The organism is Belnapia arida, from assembly GCF_016773205.1.
Lineage (GTDB): Bacteria > Pseudomonadota > Alphaproteobacteria > Acetobacterales > Acetobacteraceae > Belnapia > Belnapia arida.
The window spans coordinates 79067-101912 of record NZ_JAETWB010000015.1; the positions used below are offsets into that span (position 1 = coordinate 79067).

The following is a 22846-nucleotide window of genomic DNA, read 5'->3' on the forward strand; positions in this document are numbered from 1 at the left end:
ACGGCAGAGCAGGGCAGGGGAGAGGGCGACCAAGCGAGTATTCCGCCTTCGTGCTCTCTAACGCGCGGACCTGGGCGGAAGAGCGGCATCGCCACTGAAGTTGTTACCTAAAGGGCATTGAGCCTGGGCAGAAGCGCCAGCACCGCTCCGCGGGAAAGGCGCAATAGCCCTCAAATCGCTGAGTAAGTGCTCCTTCTGGCTCATGGCGGTTTCCGAAGCACTACCGCGACCTACGCTGCCCAGCCACTTCAAGGCTCCTACACAGGCGCGGAGGTCGTTAGGCAACGTAACGCGTCCGCCAAAGCAGAAAAATCAATCGGCTTGTGCAGCAAGGCGAGAGAGCCGCCACGCCCTATTTCGTGGCGCAGTGCCTTGGCCCCGCCAGGAGGGGCTGAGCCAGTCACCACAAGAACCGGAAGCCAGGGCCGCTCGGCCCAAAGGGCCCGGATCAGTGCCTCGCCCCCAAGGCGTGGCATACGAAGATCGGTTACGAGCACGTCGAAGTTGTCATCCTCTCGGAAGGCCGACAGGGCTTCCATTCCATCGGCGGCCAGCACAATCAGATGGCCCTCGGCCTCGAGCCAATCCGCGAGCGCCATGGCAACCAGCGCCTCGTCCTCAGCTAGGAGCACCCGCAAGGGCATCGCTGCACTCTCCTGTCCGGCTCAGCGTAGGATTGTACACAACCTCTAGCTTATAAAACGACATAGATTCGCAACCAACATTCTCGCGCAAAGCCGTTGCACGCGATCGTGAGTTATGCAATCTAAGGTTGTGTATCCCTGCAAAACCACAACCCCTTGCGAGGAGAGAGCCATGTTGAAAGATGCCCGCAACTCCCTCCTGTGGCGGCTCCGCATGGGCGCCCACCGAACAGCCGAGATCACGATCGAGTATGGCGGCAGTGATGCCGCAGGACTTGTGGCCTTGGTCGAACAGGTTGCTGCCCTTGAGCGCTGCACGGCCCAATGCACCCGAGTTCCGGATTATAGGAACTCCTGTAAGTCCGCTTCCAACGGGCTGTTGGTGTTCCCCATCCGTGATTGGGTTAGGGCAGAGCCGTTTGTCTGAACTTGTCCGCTGGATGTTCGACCCTGCCGGCTTGACGCCGCACGGCTTCTGCCTGCTTTGGGAACCCTGGCTGATCTGGACGCACGCGCTGTCCAATATCGCCATCGGGCTCGCCTACTTCTCCATTCCTTGGGCATTGCTGTGGTTCGCACAGCGTCGCCGCGATCTCGTGTTCAAACCGGTCTTGTGGATGTTTGCCGCCTTCATCTTTCTTTGCGGCGCCGGTCATTGGCTTGATCTTCTGACGCTCTGGGTACCAGCCTACGGTGCGGAAGGTGTCATCAAAGCAGCTACCGCCCTGGTCTCTGTAGTGACCGCGATGGCGCTCTGGCCGCTGATGCCGAGGGCGCTCGCCTTGCCATCACCGAGCTTGATGCAGGCTTCCAACAAGGCTCTGCGTGAGAGCGAGGCGCGTCACCGCGCAAACTTCGTCGGCGCACCCGTGCCGTTGCACATCCTCGATGCCGAAGGGCGGATCGTCGAGGTGTCGGATCGCTGGCTCGACCTGCTTGGGTACTCTCGGATGGAGGTGATCGGCCGGTTGGTTGATGAGTTTCAGGAGGATGGCGGCGTGGCAACGCGGGCGGCACTTCCCGCGGTGTTCTCCGCCGCAGCGGAGTTTCGGGATACACCTCGCCGTCTCATCCGGCGTGATGGCGCGGTGCTCGATGTCCTAGTCTCATCACGCCTGGAACGCGCACCCGACGGGATGCCAACCCACCTCATCACGGCGCTTGTCGATGTCACGGCGCGTAAGCGGGCCGAGACGGCGCTGGCCGAAAGCGAGCGGAGCTTTCGGTTGCTGGTGGAGGGCGTCGCCGATTACGCCATCTACATGCTAAACCCGAATGGAATAGTGACCACTTGGAACCCCGGTGCTGAGCGCATCAAGGGCTACTCGGCTTTGGAGATCATTGGCCAGCACGTCTCGCGCTTCTACACCGAGGAGGACAGCGCCACAGGCGCGGCCGAGCGCGCATTGCAGATCGCCACAAAGGAGGGACGGTACGACAGCGAGGGATGGCGCCTTCGGAAGGATGGGAGCCGCTTCTGGGCCAGTGTGGTGGTCGATGCCATCTGGGAGAACGGGGTGCTCATCGGCTTCGCTAAAGTGACGCGCGACATCACCCAGCAGCGCGAAGTCGCAGAAGCCTTGGAGATCACGCGGGCACAGCTTGCCCAAGCGCAGAAGATGGAGGCTATCGGCCAACTCACGGGGGGCATTGCGCATGACTTCAACAACATGCTGCAAGCCATGACCGGCAACCTCGAACTAATCCGCCGTCGGGTTGGCGAAGAGCAGTTCGATGTGGCGCGTCTTGCGGGCAACGCCCTTGAGGCCGGAGCGAAGGCCGCCGGACTGACCTCCCAGCTACTTTCCATTGCCCGCCGCCAGCGCCTCGATCCACGTCCTCTCGATCCGGCTGATGTGATTACCGGGATGCGCGACCTCCTGGCCAGAGCGGTAGGTGAGCGGATCATGCTGCACACGGACGTGCCGGAGGGGGGCATCGGGCTTTGCCTCGCAGATGTGAGCCAGTTGGAATCCGCGTTGCTCAATCTTGTCATCAACGCCCGGGATGCGATCGGCGGGGCTGCGGGAAACATCGTCATCTCGTTGCACCCTGAGCGGATCGAGGCTACCCCCGGGGGATGGCCGCAGGACGGGGATTATGTCCGGATCGCAGTCAGCGATGACGGCCCTGGCATGCCGGAGGACGTACGCCGTAGGGCCTTTGAGCCGTTCTTCACCACCAAAGGGCCGGGCAAAGGCACCGGCCTTGGTCTCGCGCAGATACACGGTTTCTCCCACCAGTCAGGCGGCACCGCCGTCATCGAGAGCGCGCCGGGTAAGGGCACGCAGGTCGCCATCCTGCTGCCCAGGACCACCCGGCCTGTGCGGCTCACCCCTGAGCCATCCTTCGCCACCGCAGACACCGAAGCCGGATCGAGCGAGACGGTGCTGGTCGTAGAGGACGACCCCCTGGTTCGTACGGCATTGGTGGAGACGCTGCGGGACCTGCGCTACCGCGTCGTCGCGGCCGCTGATGCCGATGCCGCACTTGCCTTGTTGGGGAGCGGTGTCGCGGCAGACCTGATCCTCACCGACCTTTCCATGCCGGGCAGCATGGATGGCTTGGACTTTGCGGCGGTCGCCCGTATGCGCTTTCAGAAGCTTCCGGTGATTTTGACCACAGGTCATGCTGGCGATCTGAGCAATAGGCTACTACCTACTGAAATGATTATCGTAAGGAAGCCTTATAGCCGCGGTGAGATCATGTCCGCTGTTACCGCTTCTTTGGCCAGAAGCCACGATCAACACCCCGCATTAGCTCCAGCGTAGGCGTTCGGAGAGAGGCGGCGAGAAGGCGCTGGCCACTATGCCGCAGTTTCGTCGCACCTGCTCTCACCGCCCTGGCGAGCGCGCGAAGTGTTGCTGGCCGAGTTGCGCTCCCGCGCCACGCAATGAAAGCGTGGGGCACGCCCTGAACTCTAGAGGCGTCACCTCTTAGCTCGGCGCACTTTAGCCAGCGCTCAGCCGACATCCCAGGTCGTCCTTGCTCTCCACCGAAACTGTCGAACCCGTGAACCTGCTTGGTGCTTCTTACCCTTCCGGCCGGGTCGGCAGCTTCCGCATAGGCGTCAATGACAATATGGCCAGTCAATGGACTCTTGATAGCACTTCCTGCTGCATCACCGGACCGCAAGCGAGGTAGCGACACTGCGCCAACAATTCTGCCTGAGGCTGAGCGGTGCGCTATCTAGCCCATTTCCGCTGCCTCTCCATCCGACTTCAGGATGTGAAAACGCTGGTTTTACCTTGCCGGCCTGCAAAACCCTGTCCATTGAGTTCAAATCGCTGACAAAACTAATTTTACCAAATTCCTTCCGATACACTCCAGGCATGGACCCATTCGATCTTCTCCCCAACATCCGGCAATTGGCCTTCCTGCCGCATATCCGTGATCTCTCTATCGCTTATGCGATGGCTTTCCTGATCGGCTGGAACCGTGAGCAAGAAGATCGTAGCGCTGGGGTGCGGACCTTTCCCTTAGTGGCGATTGCCGCTTGTGGCTTCATCCAAGCCACAGAGGGAATCACCAGAGGGGAGCCTGAGGCCATGGCGAGGATCGTCGAGGGTGTGATCACCGGTATGGGTTTCATCGGCGGTGGCGCCATTCTGAAGGACCATGGCGAGGTGCATGGCACGGCAACGGCTGCTAGCCTTTGGGCTACGGGTGCCATGGGAGTTTCGGTGGGGCTCGCCGCCTACGATGTTGCCGCAGTCATATGCCTTTTCGCGGTACTAACCCTGTACGTAATGAAGCGGTTTAAGCCCAAGCCACCGGGCTGATTGCAACAAATCACACATACGCCGCAATCTCACATACGCGACGCTGGCCGACATGGGCGCGCTACGCCACAACTGTCGCCATCGTTGCGGCCGTCTTCCTGCTGCGCCGGTCGGCCGACCCTATCCTGCCACAAGGCTACTTCTACCTGCTGGCCTTCATGGGCGTCCTGCTCTCCGCTGCCCTGTTCGACCATGCCGCGGGGCTATTTGCCACCGTGTTCTCGACGGCTCTGACCGCCAACTTCTATCTGCCGGCAATAGACAGCCTAGCTGCGCAACACTAGGCGGATATTGTCGGACTGGCGCTGTTCACCGCTGTCGGCGGGGATGATCTCACTGATCGTCGAGACCCTTCATGGGGCGCTTGCTAACTGCAACGGGCGCTCGATGACCTCGCCCGGTCGAACGCAGACCTCAGGCGCAGGAAGGGGCGGCGTCATGGGTGCTTCTGCCAGTGTTCCGCCTGTCGCGGACGAAGAAGAAAACGCATTTAAGTTGGATCGTTCCGACTGATGGGAAAACCCCCCTTGTGTTCGCCCAAGCCATGGCTACCGACCGCGCGCTGAATCAAGAGATTTCGCGGAGTTCAAAACAGGGATGTCTTGGCACTGGGATCACGGTGCAGACACTCACCGTAACGGCATCGCATTAAAATCCTCGGTTCTGCGATGATCTGGTCAGGAGTGGCAATCATGACCGCACTGGACCGATTACTCGTTGGGATTGCTGTAATTCTACTAGCTGCTGCCTTGGCTTTGGTGCTGGACCACAGCATGCCAGCAATGCCGCTCTGAGGCCGGTAGGGCTGTGCGCCCGACCCTACGTTTCTAATCATCCTTCCAGCCACGCTTTTTACCAGAACCGCAACCATAAGGTGGTTAAGTAGATGCGAGCGCTGGAAGGGGTTGAGCGGGCGAGGGACCTTTTGGCCGGGGCCGGTTTGCTCCCTCCCGCTTATGAGGCGTCTTGGCACCACCTAGCGGCCATGGCTGAGCCGCTGGCGTAGACTCATGCAGTTTGGTGGGAGTTGGCGTCAGCCTCGTGGTCTGCCGCGCTCGGGTCTCGGCAGGCGGATACGGTGCGGCCTGACAGTACGCGGGCTAAGGAATGGCGGCGCACAATCCTCGACGGCAGGGCCGGCTTTGCTGGCTGGATTACGACAAAGCGGTGCCGTCCGATCCGCAAATTCGGGGCTGTGCGATCATGAGAGGCTATAGGAGAAAAGCCGGTCCCGCGATCCCAAGGAGCAACTTTATAGCCAGTTACGCGATGCGGCCAAAGGAGCCAGTAACCCCCCCCGGATACCTCATGAATAAATCGCAGACTGATCCACTGCTTGGGAGCCCTGCGCCGCGGCGGTATTTTGTTAAAGCGCAGCGCGAAGCCCGTCCACCGACGCCCTGGGTTTGGCTGATCTACGAGGAGGGGCAAGCAGAACCCTGCCAAGGTTCCACGCGCCTTTATCACTGTGGCAAAGATGCCTGGGCAGTTGGCCAAGCGCTGCTCGTCCAGTTTGGAAGACGCTGGCAGAACCGTGACAAGTTTTCTGTGAAGTAGGGCCTGTCGTTTGCAAAGTGGTGGGGCTGATCCATCCGAGATGATGATGCCATCCTTGCTTCGGATGGCGAACCTCGGCGCAGATAGTTTGTTGGCAATCCGTCCTCGACCGGTTTGGGCCAAATCAACCCCGCGGGAACGCAGTTTCCGTGCGGCCGTTCGCGTAGCGTCGTATCGAACTTTCGGTAGACGGACTCTTTTCTGGATATGGCAGGATACATCATCAAGCCGCACGATGGTGATCGACCGATTGAAGAACCGTGCAGGTGTGAGCTTTGCAGCTTCGAAGCCGTTCGGGCGGAGGCTCTGGCTGCCGCACGCAGTCTTCTCACAACGAAGGTCCGGGCAGGCAAGATGCTAGACGGCCAGCGGTCGGAACTTTGGGACGATGCAGGGCGGATGCTGGCGACGATTTCGCTTTCTGAGGAGTGACCAGTAGGCCAGCGCCGAAAGGTGATCCGGGGATCGACGACTGGAAGCGCTGATAGCGAAAGGCCGTAAGACCATGGAAGCTGCGACTGCGGGATTGACCAAAACCCGGTCACGACTAAAGGATAGCACAATTCCAGTTGCGCTCGGTCGGCAGCCGGTCGCTGTGCCCGTTCATCATGGACCGTAGCAACGGTCTGCCTGCCGGCCACGGGGATAGCTCGCTCTCGGGCCGGGGCGCACCAAATGCTTGCTGAGCAGGTGAAGTGGAGGGGCTGGTCTAACTCAGGCCCCCTGTGCCGGCCCCGGGTCGGAACGCCGACCGCTGCGGTTTTTCAGGGCGGCGCGCACACGGTCTGCAAGGTCAGTGTGGCTGTATGGCTTGCCGAGCACTGCGGCGGCCCGTGCCGGCCTTTGCTGCACCACAAGGTCATCGCTGTAGCCGGTCGCAAGGAGAATTCGGAGGTCGGGGCACAGCGCTCGCGCTTGCTCGGCTAGCACAAGGCCGTTCATGCCGCCCGGCATGGAGATGTCAGTGAACAGCAGGTCCACCTGCCTGCCTGCTCGCCCCAGTACCTCCAGGGCTTCCTCCCCGCTCCGCGCCGACAGTACCCGGTAGCCAAGGGTTGTCAGTTGATGCACCGCGAGTTCAAGCACACCCGCGTCGTCGTCCACGGCAAGGATTGTGGCGGTGCCGTCCGGACTGTGGTCAGGTAACGCTTCACTGTCGTTGAAGGGCTGCGGTGCGTCCGACGTGTCATTCAGCGCCAGGGGAAAAAGCATGCACACCCTGGCTCCACGGCCGGGCATGCTGGCGATGTCCAGCCGCCCGCGCGACTGGCGAACAAAACCATGAACGGTTGCGAGGCCAAGGCCACGCTTGCCAGTCTTGGTGCTGAAGAACGGCTCGGTGGAGCGCGCCAGAACCTCTGGCGGCATTCCTGGCCCCTCATCCTCGACGCTCAGCACGACATAGCGGCCGGGTTTCACTCCATCGCTCCCGGCAAGGACGGCGGCTTCGTCCAGCATCACTGTCCCAGTTCGTATGGTCGCGCGACCGCCACTCGGCATGGCGTCACGCGCATTCGCCAGCAGGTTCAGCAAGGCCACCTTCACTTGGGCTGGATCGACGGCACATGGCGGGAGACGTGGGTCGAGGTCATAGCGTAGCTCCAGTCCGTCGCCGAGGGTACGCGACAGCACCTCACCGATCTCTGACAGCACCGTGTTGAGGATAACCGGACGCGCTTCGAGCCGTGTTCTTCGGGCGAAAGTCAGGAGTTGTTGGGTGAGTGTCGCCGCATGTCGGGCGGCCTGCCGTGCGCGCTCCAGCGGCTTCAATGCTTCAGGTTCATTCGGCAGGCGTGTCTCAGCGCGCTTGAGATTGCCAAGCACGACCTGAAGGGTGTTGTTGAAGTCGTGCGCCAGCCCGGCCGCCAACTGCGCGATCGCCTCCATCTTCTGCGCCTGCCGCAGCGCATCCTCCACGTCATGACGTGGCGTGGCATCGAACTGCGACGCGAAGAAGTGCAGGAGTTCGCCATCTGGGCCAAAGACCGGGCCGATAAACAGGGCGTTCCAGAAGGGGGTGCCGTCCCGTTTGTAGTTCAGTATCTCGACTGCGATCGGGCGCCGCTCAGCCAGGGCGGTCCGAATTTGGCTTACCGTGTCCTGGCTGGTGAGCGCGCCTTGGAGGAAACGGCAGTTGCGCCCCAGGATGTCTTCGCGCACATAGCCTGTGAGGTCGAGAAAGGCAGCATTGGCGAAGACGACTGGGTTGTCTGGCAGGCATGGGTCCGTCATGACCATAGGCATGCGTGTCATTTCGACGGCGGCAAAGAACACACCGCCGCGGTCGTCCAGGCCAGGGCGAGCAACCGTGGCCTCTTGCCAACTGCACAATCCGGGGCCGCCTACCGGGCCACCAGAAGCAACTTCGTGCCTGCCGGCTGCTGGCACTCCGTGACTACTCTCTGCTGGCGGCACCTCGCTTGATGGCTGCCCTGAAACCCCGCCTTGCTCCCTATTCACCATTCTAACCCGATTCCACATCCCGCTTCCCAGGACCACTGGCCAACGCCGAGCGTTAGCTATGGCTGCACAGAAATGATCGTCGGTTCATCAAACCTTCCCGTTTCCGGCCGAGCAGTGACAGAGGACGAGCCGCAGGGCGGGGCTGGGTATCCCTACCCGCCACCCGCGGCGGTAGTGAGGCGGCCAGGGCAATCCCGATTAAGCTACGCTGCTTTCCCCAGTTGGGGGCGCGGCTTGGGAGGTGGAAAGCGCGGCGACTGGCCGGAGATGCTGAGCACCCAGCCGAAGGGCGAGTACTTTACAAAGCCGAGGCTGTCGCCATTGCGCGCCCAACTCTCGTAGACGGCGACCAGATTGCCGTCCCCGTCGTATTCCTCATGCTCCCATCGCCTGGGAGCCAGCAGCCCTCGGGCTCCCAATGGGAGATCGGATCGTCGGAGAGCATGCTCCGCAGGCACGCCGAAGCACCTCTTGAAATCAAAAGCTTCCTCGCTCAGCACCGCTTCTTACTCCATGTGGCGGCGGCATTTGTGGCCATCGCGGATTGCTCCCCGGGCAGGCACCCCAGTGATATGGGTGGCGCGAGCGGTGGCAGCCAACTCGCACAGGAAAGTGTCTCAAGAGTAAATCCTTGGCCGCAGGCCTTGCTGCCTGCCGAGTGATGGCCAAGCGCTCCGGCCATGCTCCGCCACGGAGGCGTGATTGGTCGAGAAGGGCTGAGGGGGGATGCAGGCATCCCATTCTTGGCAGTTTGACGTTAAGGTTAGATTACAAACAAACCGGAGGTCTGGCCTTGTCCTTACCCCCGCTCCAGGCTGCGACACCTCCCGATCCTATCTGGTGGGAGATTGGGCGCCCTTCGTCCGAGGAGCCTCCCGATTGGTTCACTTGGGTGGCGCCCCTGGACGACTATGGGGCTGCCCTCTACCGCAGCTTGGTGGTCGCCGATGGCTCGATAGCCCTCACCGTCGAGTTCCATCGGCGCCGCGGCTCTGGCCACCAGATCATCTACCGCGGTCGGTGCGATGTGCCGCAGGACCCAGAGCCGGTCGCAGAGCGCATCTCCGCTCTGCTGAGGGCAGCCAAGGAAGCGGTCAGCAAGGCTTTGCAGGCAGCCAGCAGCGATGACCGTATGGCGGCTGAAACTGGGAGGGGATCGTCGTACCTGCCCGGCACTCCCCAGGACATACAACAAGGCGCCCCGCTGGCCAGGGAGCATGATCCTGAGCACTACCTGCGGGAACGTGCCTACTTCCTGTGGGAACGCGAGGGGTGCCCAGAGGGACGTGCCCTGGAGTTCTGGGAACGAGCCTACCGCGAGGAGGCGAGGGCGGCCTGATGGCAGCACAGCCCAACGGCTATGGTCTGATCGGGGACGCTGGGGAGCAACCATGTCCCTAAAAGCCAGGGAGCTTTACCGCAGCACGAATGGCGACCGCTGGTCGCTGATCCGTGACCCCGGCTCGGATGGGCTGTTCGTCAGGCACGAGCCTAACCTGCCGTCCGGTGGGAGAAGCAGCGATATCAGCATCGGCGCCTTCCTTGCCCGGGGCGGGCATGGCCCCGAGCATCAGGAGTTGCTGCGGCTGATCGGGACCCTGGTGGATGGAGAGGAGCCTGCCTGATCCTCGGGCCACCCGCTGAGACCAAACAAAAAGGTTAGCGACGAATACTCCTACTCATCCCCACCATCGACCAACTTTCGCATCAGCAGCCGCTTTGAATAATGATAGCCGTCATAGCCGCACCTCCGGCTCGCCCGACTTCTTTGGGCGGCCACGGGCGCGCAGTGTTCCCTCGGCAGCTTTCGCGGCCCGATCCTTTTCGCGCTGGCGCTGCTTCCGCAGTCGATCGGCCGCGCGGCGCTCTTCCTCCTGCTGCTCGAATGCCATACCCGCTACAGCGGCCTTGGCGCCCGGCATTGGTCCCGGCTTCGGGCGGTGCACATCGAGGATGCCGGCCTCATCCACAGGTTCCAGCGTAACATCAGCAGAGATACCAGCTTCGCCGAGCATCCGCGCCAGCACCTCAGCCTGCCAGAGATCATAGAGGTAGACCGTGTAGGTGCCATCGAACTCGGCCATGCGGATCGCGCCGCGCATCACAAACTGCCAGATGTCCTCCTGCTCGCGGGCACGTTCCACCTCGTCCCGCGTCAGCCCGAATACGCCGAGTAGGATTGCGTCCTCGGGACCCGCCTTGCTGCTGTAGATGAAGGCACACGAGGTCAGGTGCCGATACTGATTGGAGCCCGCGACCTTGGGCCGCACCTGCTCGCCGGGTAGGCGTTCCTCGAAATAGTTGACGACTTCTGCGTTGCCGCTCCAATAGCCGAGGTCACTCACACCTTCGAGGTGACGGCAGACCGCGGCGAGGCAACGCTTGCCATTCGAGTGCTTCTTAGAAGCTTTAGGGAACCACCACTCGGTCGAGCCGCGGTGGCCGTGTGTGAAGTAGCGGATGCGAACTTTCGGCTTCGTGCGGAGCGCGGTGGCGCCGAAATCCCGCTGCACGAACTCCACCTTGTCGCCAAACCACTTCCGGGTCGCAAGGCAGGTGATGCTGTGAAAGAAACCCGATGCTGCGATGACCGACGTAGCGAAGGGTGCCAACTCGGCAGGGGTCCACGCTGACCACCAACGCACTGTCCGACCGCGATCCCGGGCATCGCGCCAATCCGCCACATCCACGAACACGCCCTGTGGAGACTTGGACCTCTTGTGGAAGGCTGCCAAATTCTTGACCAGATCATCCGCCATCACGTCGGCCATCGTTGGGGCGTTGCCGGCCAGAGACACGCGATGCCAACCTGCCTCCTCGGTCGGCGAGAGTGCGTATGATGCCTCGAAGAACCGCGCAGAGCTTGGGATACGAAACTCACCTGCGACGGCCGCCGAGGGAACCTCGTCGATCCGCATATGCCACTGCCCGCCCTCGGCGCAAGTGAAGTCGGTCTGCATCAGAGCCTCGTGCGTGATGACGAGGATGACGTGCGGCAGTGGTGAGTACTCATCTATGGCATCGGTGATCTCGCGGGTGACACCGAGTGAGCGCCTGCCCTCGGCCCGGCTGTGGATGGGCCGGATCACCGGATCGGTGCCGGATTTCGCTGCCTCCCGGAAGAGGTCGAGCAGCTTCTCGCCGATCAACTCCGTCGTCGGCAGCGCGAATACATAGCGGCCCGGCACGCTGGTCATCTCGACCAGCAACTCATTGGTCTTCCCGCATCCCGGCGAACCGCCGTATACCTCAACTCGAATCACGTCATCTCTCCAATAGGCCCGCTGCACAAGCAGCGCGGGTTTCGATCTGCTGAAATGAATGGGCGCCGGATAACGCGTCCGGCGCATGTCTATATAAGAATAGCTCGTGACCTATTTATCCGACCGGCTGCGCAGATGCGCGTCCGCTTCGCGGCCACACCTGCATCATACCTGCTTAGTGGATGAGAAATCGACCATTCAGATGCAGCGAAGCCGCCTGACCGACCGGGCACGCGCCGATGCGCGACGGAGCGCAGCGCAGGCGCGCGGAGAAGCGAGGGCGCCGCAGGTGCCTGTTGGCCGCGAGGTCAGGCATGGGTCGGGCGTAGGCTGGAGCCGGGCAGAGCCCGGACACGGCCGAGCGCGACCCGACCTCCATGTCCATTTGTTGCTGAGCGGTACCGCATCCATGCACCACCTGACCTGGGGCCTGCGGCCCCAATGGAGCGGATTTCGCGGCCAAGCCATGTGCCGCGAATTGCACGCCATATCCCATTGGTGACGCGCCACATAGCTGAATGACGGGGTGAGGGAGGTGGTGGACTTACCGGGGTGGAACCGCGGAGGGCGCGGTTCCACCCGGCACGAGCAGACATGAGGGGAACCGGGCCAAGGCCCTCGCGGGGCAAGGCGTCGCGGGCTCCGCCTCACCCCGCGTTCCCATCACGTCGCTCGCTGCAAACCCCAAGTTCGGCGGCATGGGGCGGTGCCATGGGTCTGCGTGCAGGCCGCGTACCAAGTCAGCCGTGGGGCAGGGGAGGGATGTGTGTCAGGCAAAGTTACGGTTCGCCCGACATGCGGCGGACAGATTAGCCCAGCGGGTGGAGCTTCCTCTCCGTGGATCGCGTGGCCACGTATGCCGCGGTGCGGAATGCCTCGGTGCTCCATCTCCTCCGGGCCGATACTCCCGGAGTAGTTTGGGATGAAGCTGCGTCCGTATCCGCGGGTGCCACTGAGCTAGCAATCGCCTGCTGAGGCGATGTCATCGGAGTGGTTAATCAGGTTCTCCACCGAAGCCTGAGCCAGCAGGGCACCAGCCGGGGATTGGGACGTTGTGCCCGGAGAGCGCGCGCAGCGGGGCGGTTAGGGCACGGTTGGAGGCGTAAGCGGCGATGCTGGTCGTGAGAGACAATCCCGGTCTGGGCAGGTTCGAAATCGGCAGCGGCGATGCCATCGCCTTCGTTGAGTACCGGCGGATCGGCAAACGGGTCGTGCTGATCCACACAGAGGTGCCCAAGGAGATGTCCGGGCAGGGCGTCGGGTCCAAACTGGTCGGCGGTGTGCTGGATGTCCTTCGAACTGAGGGCGCGACAGTGGTCCCGCAATGCGAGTTTGTGGCACGGTTCATCCAACAGCACCCGGGGTACCGGAGCCTTGTCGCTGAAGACTGACGGCGCGACAGCACCAAGGTGGAGCATGTGGATGTCGCACTATCTTGCCAGCACCGACATTGCCTAGGGAGGGGCCTAGTTGGCCACGAGGACGCGACCACCGAGCAGCCGGCGCCGGTCGGAGGTCGTGATCCAGGCGCGCTCCCCAGCAGCCCGCCCGGGATCGCAAAGCTGGCCTGCATGGTGAGACGGTGCTTGTAGCGCTGTTTCCACTGGGCCGCAGCGCCCGGTCATTGACCTCGCCGAACTGCTTTGAAGTGACGATCGAGAGCGGCGACCGCTGATCGACCCTGCTGGTCGCTGAGGGAAAGCAGATCATGGGCGAGCGCCGCTGACGGGCTTGGGACACTACCATCGTTCCTATAGCAGCGTTGGCTGCGCTCCCCCTGGATCAACAGATATGGTTACCGAATGCGCCTTCGCGCTGCCTAGTATGGTCCCGAGGGGAACCGCGACCATCCCCGCAGGAGGGCTGGATGCTCGAACTCGTGCCGCTGCGTGGCCGCCCCGACCTGCGAGCGCAGGTGTTCTCGGAGGTGTTCATGGCGCTCTGGCCCGCCTTCATGCAAGAGGACCCCGCTGCCGACTTGTTCTTCGCTCGGCCGCACCTCGACGCCTGCCTCGACACCGCCTTTGCCGTGGTTGATCCCGCCCGGCCCGAAGTGGCGGTGGGACGGGCCTTTGCCGTGCCCTTCGCCTTCGGAATTCCTGGCCGCGAGAACCTGCCGGATGCGGGCTGGGATGGCGTGGTCAGATGGGCGCATGCCGACCGCGCCCTTGGTCGGGCGCCGAATGCGCTCAGCGCGTTGGAGATCACCCTGCTGCCCTCGCACCGGGGTAGGGGCGCCTCGCGTATGGTTCTCGACGCCATGCGGCAGCGGGCCGCCGAACTCGGCCTGGGCCACATCTTCGCGCCCGTGCGCCCCACGATGAAGCACTTGGAGCCATTCGTGCCCATGGAGGAGTACACAGGCCGCACGGGCGCCGATGGGCTGCCCGCCGACCCCTGGCTACGGGTGCATGTTCGCGCGGGAGGCCAAATTGTAAAGGTTGCGCCGACCAGCATGGTGGTCCCAGGGACGATCACCGACTGGCAGCGCTGGACCGGATTGCAGTTCACTGCCACCGGCACTGTCGTCGTGCCGAACGCCCTCGTGCCCGTGCATGTCTCGCTCGAACAGAACCACGCCGTCTACATCGAGCCGAACGTCTGGGTGCGGCACGTCGTGCCGGTGTGAATGCTGTCTTTTAGGGGCAGGCGTCCTCCATAGTCCGTCACCACGGTTGTCGCCGCCGGGGCGCTCCGATGTCAGCGGTCATGCCACTCGGCCCCGCGGTGCTATTCTCGGCCCGGCCATCTCAGAACTCGGCCAGGAGTCGTCCGAAACCCTGCACTTTGTCGTCGATGCCACACTGCCGCAGCGCGTGCCAGTAGGTGGCCGTGTTAAGGGCGGCAACCGGTTTACCCAGCCAGAACTCGGCTATGCCTGCCACCCGTGCCATCGGCAGATTGGTGCCAACCTGCACAATGGCGTCCACGTTCGGACCGTCTACCTCGGCGATCGCGTCCCGCAGTGTAGCTTCCGAGGTGCGCGATCAGCACTGGGCCACCGCACCGCAGCCCCTTAACCCGCACGACCTCGAAGCCGCAGTCATCGCAGAAGCGGCGGGCCTGCTCGTCATCGACGGGCATGTAAGGTGTTACAAGCCCGATCCGCCGAACTCCGCCGTAGCGACCGAGCGCTGCCAGGATAGCGTCGGCGCCTAGCGTTACGCCGACCCGCCGCCGCTTTTGGCCTCAAGCCTCTCTCGAAGGATTTTGGCACCTTCCACTCCGCCCGCGGACTCGGCTGCGGTGGCAAGGATGATATGGCTAGGGTCGAGGGTCAGCACCTCGTCCATAGCATCCACCATGGTGGCGCGCATGTTCTCCAACTGCTGCGCGAACTCCGCGTCGGTCCGGGTCGGGGCATTGGGGATGCGGAACCCTCGGACGTGGTTGGTGACGCCGGGCGGGCGCATGGCATCGTACTCAGGCTGTACGGAGGTGTTGGTTGAGGGCACGAGCACCCCAAGTTTCATGCGCCTTCCGAGCGTATCCACCATCATCGTCTCCCCTACGCCGAAGCTCGGCCGGAACGACGGCCCGCCCAGCCTGGATGCGGTCATGCCGTCGTCAGGACGGCGGTCTGTCCCGAGGCCGCGAACCGGATGCCAACGTCTCGCTGATGCTTGTCCGTGATCGCCAGCGGTGCCTCGTGCACGCCGTTGGCGTGCTTGTGCCTCGGCGCACCGCAACGCAGGCTTCTTCGTCCCACACCGCACCGGCGGTGGTGAGTTACTTCGCATACTGTAGCTCCGCTTCTCCTGCGGGTCGGGGGGCGCTGATGCAGTACTTGAGGACACCTAGCCCGCAGCGGCAGCCGAGCTTATGCAACCTCGAATACCGCTTCGATTTCGACTGTGATATTGAAGGGCAGCGACGCCATCCCTACGGCCGAGCGCGCGTGCCGCCCTCGATCCTCGCCAAATACCTCGATGAACAGGTCCGAGCAGCCGTTGATGACCTTTGGGTGGTCGGCGAACTCGGGTGTGGCGTTCACCATACCCAGCACCTTCACTACTCGGTTCACCGTGTCAAGGCTACCCACCGCGCCGCGCAGCACGGCCAGCAGCGCTAATCCGCTCAGCCGTGCATGCCCGTAGGCGTCCTCGGCGCTCACCTCCCGCCCAACCTTGCCTGTCGCCAACCCTCCCTCGGGCCTATTCGGCCCCAAGCCGGAAAGAAATATCAAGTTGCCCGTGCGGACATACGGGACGTTGTTGACGCCCGCGACGGGAGCCACCCGTGGCAATTCGATGGCACGCTCCCTAAGCCGCTGCTCCGCGGAGCCTGTCCCGGCGCTCTGTGCTGCGCCGTACCGGGGTGCCGCCAAGGCGGCGGCTGTCAGACCGAAAGACATGGCTGTGCGGCGGCTGGAATTCCACATCGCGTACACCTCCGAAGCGCGTTTCTGTTTGTCTTGGGGGCCAACCGCCGCGGGCAGCGAAGTTCCCTTAATGGCAACGGACGCAAGTGAACTATGAGGTCGTACGCCTCGCCGTTGGCAGCCTGCTCACGTAACTCGGGAGACGCGGTACTCGACCCCCAACCCCTCGATCACGCGCCCTTCGCCGACAAACAGCGAGTGGTTAACCCAGGCATAACGGGGGTCGCCGGTCTCCATGCGCGGTGTCGTGCGGAAGTATTGGTCCTCAAATCGTGTCGCCGTGCCGTTGGCGAAGGCCGCCGCGAAGGCGGTGTTCATCTCGATCAGGCCAGGGTAATGGGCGTAGATCAGCGCCCCATCGTCGGTCCTTATCTGCGTTCGTACGTCGAGGATGCCCCAGCCAGACGGGTGGGCGATCAGCCAGTCGCCTCCACCGGGCAGAAGGGTGCCGTGAAGGCGCTCCCCCTCCACTCTGCCGTCGAAAGCGTGGAAGAAGATGCGATCGCCTCGTAGCCCTGCGCCAAACGCGAGCGGCGGTTCAAGCCGCGCACTCAGCATGAACTCGTGTTTCAACTCCATTGCGCTGCCTCCCTCCCGTGGTTCCACTTTGCGCGTGTGGTGATGCCATGCGGCGCCACTGGGTGGGACAGTTCGGAAACCCCGGTCGATCCATCCTGCATCGTCACCGCATGCGTCCGCGGTCACGGCCACGCGATTCATTCAAACCCGCATCTTCCTCATGGATCGTCTCAGCGGGACGCGCGGCATCGATGAACTGTTCTTGGCCACAAAGGCGCTACGGCGGCTGGGTGACAGACATCCACGAACGGGCTGGATGGCCAACTGGCAGACAGCACCTTGCAGATCGGAGCCGTTAAGACGTTCCTGCCCGCAACGGCGGCGTGTACCGTTTCGGACATAGTTCCCGCGTGCTTTTAGTGGGTCAAGAATTCTAGTGTAGTCCGCAAAAGAGTTGGCCGCCTGGACTCGAAACCCTAGGCCGGGCACAGCCGCGGATGCTGGAGGCTCGTGACGATGGCATACGTCGATTGGAGTATCGAGGGTCCAGAGTACGCTAATTGCAATTGCGCCTGGGGCTGCCCATGCCAGTTCAACGCTTTGCCGACGGACGGCACCTGCCGCGCCGTCGCCGGCATGCGCATCGAGCGAGGTCACTTCGGGAGCACGCGCCTCGATGGGCTCGCGTGGGTTGGCACCTATGGCTGGCCCGGCCCAATTCACCTCGGCAATGGCGCCCAGCAGTTCTTTATCGACGAGCGCGCCGATGCGGACCAGCGCAAGGCGCTGGTCGAGATACTGCACGGGCGGGAGACTGAGCCCGGCGCCACCGTCTTTCAGGTGTTCTCGACCACGATGAGCAACGTGCTCGACCCAGTGTTCACCAAGATAGAGGTCGAGATTGACCCCGCCGCTTGCCACGGGCGGATTGTCGTGCCGGGTGTGATTGAGTCCACCGGCACGCCCATCAAGAGCCCTTTCACCGGTCAGGACCATCGTGTCCGCGTCTCCCTGCGCAGCGGCTTCGAGTACAGCGAGGCCGAGTACGGCAGTGGCTCAACGACGGCGACCGGCGGAGTAAAGCTGGCCTTCAAAGACAGCTACGGCCAGTTCGCCCGCATCCACCTGACCCAGAGCGGTATCCCGAAGCGCCCGTGATGGCCCGCCAAAGCGCGCTTGAAGTCGCCCTGTCCTGGGATCGTCTTCCGGTCCTAGCCGCGCTTGCGGGCCTAATCGGCCTGTCCTGGGCCTACCTCGCCATGATGGCAGGTGGCATGCACGGGATTGCCGACGCGCCAGACATGCCAGGCATGGCGCAGGGTGCGATGGACATGCTGCGGTCCGTGCCTTGGAGCGCGGCCCGCTTCAGCATGATGCTCGGCATGTGGGCGGTGATGATGGTGGGCATGATGCTCCCCGCTGCGGCGCCCATAATTCTGTTCTTCGCTACCTTCGCCCGGCGGAGCCGTGAGCAGGGGCACCGTGTGGCGTCGGTTGGCATCTTCGTGGCGGGCTACCTTGCTGTCTGGACCGCCTTCGCCCTCGCGGCCACGATCTTGCAGTGGGCACTGGACCGAGCCGCGCTTCTCTCCCCACACATGGCCGCCGCGAGCCCGATCCTGGGCGGGGCGATCCTGATCGCCGCCGGGCTTTACCAGTGGACGCCGCTCAAAGACGCCTGCCTGGGGCTGTGCCGCTCCCCGGCCGCCTTCGTGATGGGCCGCTGGCGCGCTGGGCCGGGCGGCGCTTTCCGAATGGGGGTCGAGCATGGGGCCTTTTGCATGGGCTGCTGCTGGGCGCTGATGGCACTGCTGTTCGTCGGCGGGGTGATGAACCTGCTCTGGGTCGCGGCCATCACGCTGGCCGTCCTGGCTGAGAAGCTGGCGCCCAGGGGTAGGTGGATCGCAAGGGCGCTTGGCGCCGCGATGGTGCTTGGCGGCGCCTGGGTCCTTGCGGTCGGGATGGGGCATGGTCCCGTGAGGCACGGGTAAGGGTTCAATCTGCTCGCGGGAAACACGCTGGCCCCAGAAGCGAGAAAGGAGGACTGGCCATGCCGAGGGACGCCCAGGACCACGCCGTCACCGTCGCCTTCGAGGAGGCGGCGCGCGCCTTCGACCACGCCGTCGAGGGCTACCTGATGCACCGCGCCAACGCCGCTCAGCGGATCGCCCCGGTGCTCGCCGCCGACCCGGAGTTCGGCATGGCCCACGTCCTCAGGGGCTACCTGCCCATGACCGCCTACGACGGGGCCTTCCTCCCGCGTTCCCGCGAGGCGCTGGCCGAGGCCCGGCGCCACCTCGCGCGTGCGACGCCGCGGGAGCGGGCGCCTGCCGAGGCGCTGTCCTTCTGGATCGACGGCGAGGTCGGCCGGGCGCTCTCGACGTGGGAGGACATCCTGGCCGAACACCCGCGCGACGTGTTGGCCTTCCGCATGCACCACTTCGTCGCCTTCTGGTCCGGCATGCCGGAGCGGATGCTGGCCGGGGTAGAGCGGGTTCTGCCACGCTGGTCCGCCTCTGTACCGGGCTGGGGCGCCGTACTGGCCAGCCGCGCCTTCGCCCACGAGGAGTGCTGCAGCTAGGTCGTCGCCGAGGCGTCCGGCCGCGAGGCGTTGATGCTGGACCCGGCCAACCTCTGGGCCACCCACGCGGTGGCGCACGTCATGGAAATGCAGGGCCGCCGGGGCGAGGGCATCCGGTTCCTCTCCGGGTTGGAGCAGCACTGGGAGGGGGCAACGCCATCACCCACCACCTCTGGTGGCACCGTGCGATGTACCACCTTGAGCGGCGAGAGTTCGGGGAGGCGCTGGGCCTCTATGACCGACGCTTCCGCGACCTCGCTTCGCCGCTCGCGCAGGCAATGCCGGACTTCATCGTCGATGCGCAGAACGCCGCCTCGATGTTGTTCCGCTTGGAGTTGCGCAGTGTGGCGGTGGGAGACCGCTGGGTGGAGTTGGCCGACAAGGCGGAGGCGCGGGTCGGCGACCACCTCTCGCCCTTCACCTTGCCGCACCGGATGATGGCGCTCGCCGCGACGGGGCGGTGGGCGGCGGCGGACCGTATGCTGGGGACGATGCGCGAGGCCGCTCGGGCGAACCGGGGCGACCACGCGGTGGTGCTGCGCGATGCTGCCATCCCGGTTTGTGAGGCGGTTCTGCCGCACCGCCGGGGCGACTACGCGGTCGCGGTAGAGGCGATGCGTCCGGCGCTCGGGGTGATGTACCGCCTGGGCGGCAGCCACGCGCAGCAGGACGTGCTTGAGCAGCTATTCTTCGACGCCGCAGTGAGGGCGGGGCTGGACGAGGACGCGCACCTGCTTCTGGAACGGGTGGCGGGGCAGCACCCGGTACCGCCGGAGCGACGGGTGGGCTACGTTGAAGCGGCAGGCCGCATCCCTCACTGAAGGTGCCGAGGATGAGCGCACGTCGGCAGGAGCGGCGCGCACCTCCCTCCACGGGCGCACCCGTCACCATGAATGACTGATGGTGAAGTGGGCGGAGGGTGGATTACCCGCAAAAGGCCGCCGGACACGCTATGGCGCTGTCCGCTCGCGTTCGCGGCGTACCTCGTAGGCGGCGACGTGGCAGCGGGCGAGCCGCAGGACGGGCGTGGGCACCCCCATACGCTCCGCCCGCTCCGCGAGGTCGCCCAGGACGTGCTCACCCTCCGTGGGACCACCGCCCTCGATGTCGCGCAGCATCGAGGCGGTCTGTGTTGAGCCCTCCCGCGTTAGCAGGCACGCTGCGAACTCCACGAACTCTGGGCGCGGCGGATGCCCGGCCGCCGAGGCCGTGGCCCTGCACTTGGCGAGGAGGGCCAAAGCCGCCTCTCGCCCGCCCGGGGCGGCAGGGAAGTCGCCGACGGCGCCGCGCATTAGGCAGTTCATCCCCGCGAGGGCCGCCAGCCCGACCCACTTCTGCCACATGTCCCCAACGACCGCCTCGCTAGCCCGCGCCGCGAACTTAGCCTCCTTGCAGAGCGCCGCGACGGCCCGCACCCGGTCCGAGACGCCGCCCGCGACCTCGCCGAAGATCAAGTCATGGTTGGGCATGGCTCCCTGGACGACCCGCCCATCCGGGCCGAGGGCCGCGGCAATGACGGCGGTGCCGCCGAGGACCCGGCCCGCGCCGAAGCGCTCAGCCAACAGGTCGATGTGGCGCATGCCGTTGAGAACGGGGACGATCGTCGTGCCGGGGCCGACCGCGGGCGCCATGTCGTTCATGGCTGCGTCGAGCGAGTACGCCTTCACGGCGAGCAGGATCAAGTCGTGCGAGCCGTCCAGGCCACCCGTCAACACGGTGCGGGGCCTCAGGTCGGCGTCGCCGTGCTGGCTCTCGATCCGCAGGCCATGTTGTGAAATCTGTTCGGCTCGATGAGGCCGCACGAGGAAGGTCACGTCGCGCCCAGCTTCGACTAGCCTACCGCCAAAATAGCCGCCCAAAGCCCCGGCGCCGACCACCAGTACTCGCATGTCACCCTTCCTTGCACGGTATCGGAGGAGGCTGATCATCTTCTTGCCGCAATCGTATACGTCAGGAGGCAGAAGCGGGTTGAAATTCGGTGCTGCTAGCAGACGACCTACATGCGCCTAAGTCACTCTTACCCGCCGGGTGACCTGCCCGTTGCTCTCCCAGTAGGTGCGCTTATTGGTGATCAACGGATCATCCATTGCGGGCTGGACCCGACCCGCGGCGTCGGTCACCCGTGAAGTGATGGTGTGTTCCCCTGGCGGTGGCGTGGACCAGTCGAGATGCCATGGCTTCCAGGTAAAGTCCGAAGCCTCGCTGCGGTCGATGGTCGCCGCCTGCCAGGAGCCTGCGTCGATCTTCACCTCTACCTTGGCGACCTCACCGCCCCAAGCAGCGCCAACGATGCGGTAGTCTCCGCCCTGCCGGGTCACTCGACCGGGCGCAGATTTCAGCAGTACTCGGCCTACCGAGGTCTCTACCGCGATCTTTTGGCCACTGACCTCCTCCTCCCGCACCGTCACATAGTCCCGCCCCATGAAGCGGCCCATGTAGCGGCTGTCCCGTACCTCAATTCGGGACAGCCACTTCACGTTCGCCACCCCGTACCAACCCGGCGCAATCAGCCGCACCGGAGCGCCATTCTCCTGTGGCAGCGGTTGTCCGTTCATCTCGTAGCAGAGCAGCAGGTCGGATGACTTTGCCTCCTCCACGGACATGCTGCGAGCAAAGGCGGTTCGCACCGAAACGTCGCGGATTTTCTCCTCACCAATGTCCGCGCCGTAGAAGACCACTTCGATGCCGCGATGATGGATGCCGGCTTCCTCAAGGATCGGCGCCAGCGGTGTACCTGCCCATTTCGCGGTGCCGATAACGCCATTCATGAAGGGAAAACCGTGGTTGCCGGCGCATTCCATCGTGTAGACCACTTCGTGACGTGGCCTCGTCTTGATCTCACCCAGAGTGAGGGTCAGTGGCTTTGTGACGTAGCCGGAGACGTTCAGCCGCCATGCCTGCGGATCGATGCCGGGAAATCCATAGTGGCCAACAAGGAAAAAGCGATCATTCGGCGTGATGAAGGTATCGAATTCTTCCCATCGAAGCTGCCTAGGGACCACCTGCGGTCGGGCATGTGGTCCTGGCTGATCAGCCCAGGGAATGACCTCCTCGCCTTGCCGCATTGGAAAGGCTTTGGCGGAAAACGACGCCGAGGTGAACGTAAGCGCAGCGAAGGCAGCGCTGCCGCTGATTAGGAATTCCCGCCGCGGGACATGAATTCGAGGCATCGCTTCGCTCCTCTGTCCTGATGACCAGAACCGGCCCAATAGCCAGTGCGCCGAAGTGTCGCTTTGGCAATCACACCCTGAGATCAGTTGTGACCCGAAGGGTGGTAGGCGCTTGTTCGGACCGGCCGCATTCAAACGACCTGCCAAGGCTCAGCTTGCGGGAAGCGTCGGCGCATCAAAGTGCGCAATTCAGGCAAGAGGCTTCTTGCTTGTTGTTCTGTTCGTCGTAAGGGGTAGACAGTACGCTCCCGGGGGTGACGAAAACAACAGCGATTGCGTGTGTGATGTATTTTGCTTCGTGATCCTTCGCTACTTGAGGTGCAGACTGATCCTCAAATACACTTACCGCGCGATGAGCCGGGAGAACAACAGCCCTGGCATCCTGATTCCATAGTTGGTCCCACGTCACGGCGAGACGTGTGCGCAGGGTGCGGGACATTGCTCGGCGGCGAGGTGGTCGGCGATGTCGTGCTCGGAAGCGTGCTC

20 protein-coding genes are annotated in these 22846 nt (G+C 63.8%); 11 read left to right on the top strand and 9 right to left on the bottom strand.

What is annotated here, in order from left to right; translation table 11 throughout:
- Nucleotides 1-257: 257 nt before the first annotated feature.
- Nucleotides 258-644, bottom strand: a complete 387-nt coding sequence (locus tag JMJ56_RS21645; protein WP_202833857.1) for a response regulator — start codon at nt 642-644, stop codon at nt 258-260.
- 419 nt (nt 645-1063) lie between these two features.
- Between JMJ56_RS21645 and JMJ56_RS21650 the strand changes: the two genes are divergently transcribed.
- The 3 genes from JMJ56_RS21650 to JMJ56_RS35565 all read left to right on the top strand — a co-directional run bounded on the left by JMJ56_RS21650 (nt 1064) and on the right by JMJ56_RS35565 (nt 6415).
- Nucleotides 1064-3415 carry a hybrid sensor histidine kinase/response regulator gene (locus JMJ56_RS21650; protein WP_236038202.1) on the top strand — a complete coding sequence of 784 codons (2352 nt, stop codon included), beginning with the start codon at nt 1064-1066 and terminating at the stop codon, nt 3413-3415.
- A 561-nt stretch (nt 3416-3976) separates the two neighbouring features.
- A complete protein-coding gene (locus JMJ56_RS21655) occupies nt 3977-4426 on the top strand; it encodes an MgtC/SapB family protein (protein WP_202833859.1) in 450 nt (149 codons plus the stop codon).
- A 1764-nt stretch (nt 4427-6190) separates the two neighbouring features.
- A complete protein-coding gene (locus JMJ56_RS35565) occupies nt 6191-6415 on the top strand; it encodes a DUF6894 family protein (protein ID WP_407927935.1) in 225 nt (74 codons plus the stop codon).
- Nucleotides 6416-6697: 282 nt separating this feature from the next.
- On the opposite strand, the gene JMJ56_RS21660 is transcribed toward JMJ56_RS35565, so the two are convergent.
- Nucleotides 6698-8257 carry a PAS domain-containing protein gene (locus tag JMJ56_RS21660; RefSeq protein ID WP_202833860.1) on the bottom strand — a complete coding sequence of 520 codons (1560 nt, stop codon included), beginning with the start codon at nt 8255-8257 and terminating at the stop codon, nt 6698-6700.
- Between the two features lie 1081 nt (nt 8258-9338).
- Between JMJ56_RS21660 and JMJ56_RS34040 the strand changes: the two genes are divergently transcribed.
- Both JMJ56_RS34040 and JMJ56_RS21670 read left to right on the top strand, forming a co-directional pair.
- A complete protein-coding gene (locus tag JMJ56_RS34040; RefSeq protein WP_328702446.1) occupies nt 9339-9785 on the top strand; it encodes a DUF2934 domain-containing protein in 447 nt (148 codons plus the stop codon).
- A 52-nt stretch (nt 9786-9837) separates the two neighbouring features.
- Nucleotides 9838-10071 carry a hypothetical protein gene (locus JMJ56_RS21670; RefSeq protein ID WP_202833861.1) on the top strand — a complete coding sequence of 78 codons (234 nt, stop codon included), beginning with the start codon at nt 9838-9840 and terminating at the stop codon, nt 10069-10071.
- A gap of 111 nt (nt 10072-10182) precedes the next feature.
- Here JMJ56_RS21670 and JMJ56_RS21675 read toward each other — a convergent pair whose 3' ends face one another.
- Nucleotides 10183-11655 carry a hypothetical protein gene (locus tag JMJ56_RS21675; protein WP_202833862.1) on the bottom strand — a complete coding sequence of 491 codons (1473 nt, stop codon included), beginning with the start codon at nt 11653-11655 and terminating at the stop codon, nt 10183-10185.
- A 1166-nt stretch (nt 11656-12821) separates the two neighbouring features.
- Between JMJ56_RS21675 and JMJ56_RS21680 the strand changes: the two genes are divergently transcribed.
- Both JMJ56_RS21680 and JMJ56_RS21685 read left to right on the top strand, forming a co-directional pair.
- On the top strand, nt 12822-13100 hold the full coding sequence (locus tag JMJ56_RS21680; protein ID WP_202833863.1) for a GNAT family N-acetyltransferase: 279 nt from the start codon (nt 12822-12824) through the stop codon (nt 13098-13100).
- A 476-nt stretch (nt 13101-13576) separates the two neighbouring features.
- Entirely contained in the window at nt 13577-14338 is a 762-nt protein-coding gene (locus JMJ56_RS21685) for a hypothetical protein (protein WP_202833864.1), read from the top strand.
- 121 nt (nt 14339-14459) lie between these two features.
- Here the strand turns inward: JMJ56_RS21685 and JMJ56_RS21690 are convergent, their stop codons facing one another.
- The 4 genes from JMJ56_RS21690 to JMJ56_RS21705 all read right to left on the bottom strand — a co-directional run bounded on the left by JMJ56_RS21690 (nt 14460) and on the right by JMJ56_RS21705 (nt 16669).
- Nucleotides 14460-14639 carry a hypothetical protein gene (locus tag JMJ56_RS21690; RefSeq protein WP_202833865.1) on the bottom strand — a complete coding sequence of 60 codons (180 nt, stop codon included), beginning with the start codon at nt 14637-14639 and terminating at the stop codon, nt 14460-14462.
- A 231-nt stretch (nt 14640-14870) separates the two neighbouring features.
- Complete coding sequence (locus JMJ56_RS21695; RefSeq protein ID WP_202833866.1) at nt 14871-15269, bottom strand: hypothetical protein; 399 nt, start codon at nt 15267-15269, stop codon at nt 14871-14873.
- 260 nt (nt 15270-15529) lie between these two features.
- Nucleotides 15530-16090, bottom strand: a complete 561-nt coding sequence (locus JMJ56_RS21700; RefSeq protein ID WP_328702447.1) for a RidA family protein — start codon at nt 16088-16090, stop codon at nt 15530-15532.
- 126 nt (nt 16091-16216) lie between these two features.
- Complete coding sequence (locus JMJ56_RS21705) at nt 16217-16669, bottom strand: DUF3237 domain-containing protein (RefSeq protein WP_202833867.1); 453 nt, start codon at nt 16667-16669, stop codon at nt 16217-16219.
- Between the two features lie 456 nt (nt 16670-17125).
- Between JMJ56_RS21705 and JMJ56_RS21710 the strand changes: the two genes are divergently transcribed.
- The 4 genes from JMJ56_RS21710 (at nt 17126) to JMJ56_RS21725 (ending at nt 20011) form a co-directional block, all read left to right on the top strand.
- Nucleotides 17126-17767, top strand: coding sequence for a DUF1326 domain-containing protein (locus JMJ56_RS21710; protein ID WP_202833868.1), 642 nt, complete (start codon nt 17126-17128; stop codon nt 17765-17767).
- Nucleotides 17767-18600 (top strand): DUF2182 domain-containing protein, encoded by an 834-nt coding sequence (locus JMJ56_RS21715; protein WP_202833869.1) that lies wholly within the window; start codon nt 17767-17769, stop codon nt 18598-18600. The genes JMJ56_RS21710 and JMJ56_RS21715 overlap by 1 nt, the downstream gene beginning before the upstream one ends.
- Nucleotides 18601-18659: 59 nt before the next feature.
- On the top strand, nt 18660-19190 hold the full coding sequence (locus tag JMJ56_RS21720; RefSeq protein WP_202833870.1) for a hypothetical protein: 531 nt from the start codon (nt 18660-18662) through the stop codon (nt 19188-19190).
- A gap of 188 nt (nt 19191-19378) precedes the next feature.
- Entirely contained in the window at nt 19379-20011 is a 633-nt protein-coding gene (locus JMJ56_RS21725) for a hypothetical protein (protein WP_202833871.1), read from the top strand.
- Between the two features lie 129 nt (nt 20012-20140).
- Here JMJ56_RS21725 and JMJ56_RS21730 read toward each other — a convergent pair whose 3' ends face one another.
- Complete coding sequence (locus tag JMJ56_RS21730) at nt 20141-21079, bottom strand: ketopantoate reductase family protein (protein WP_202833872.1); 939 nt, start codon at nt 21077-21079, stop codon at nt 20141-20143.
- A 117-nt stretch (nt 21080-21196) separates the two neighbouring features.
- Complete coding sequence (locus tag JMJ56_RS21735) at nt 21197-22360, bottom strand: sulfite oxidase (protein WP_202833873.1); 1164 nt, start codon at nt 22358-22360, stop codon at nt 21197-21199.
- Nucleotides 22361-22846 lie beyond the last annotated feature (486 nt).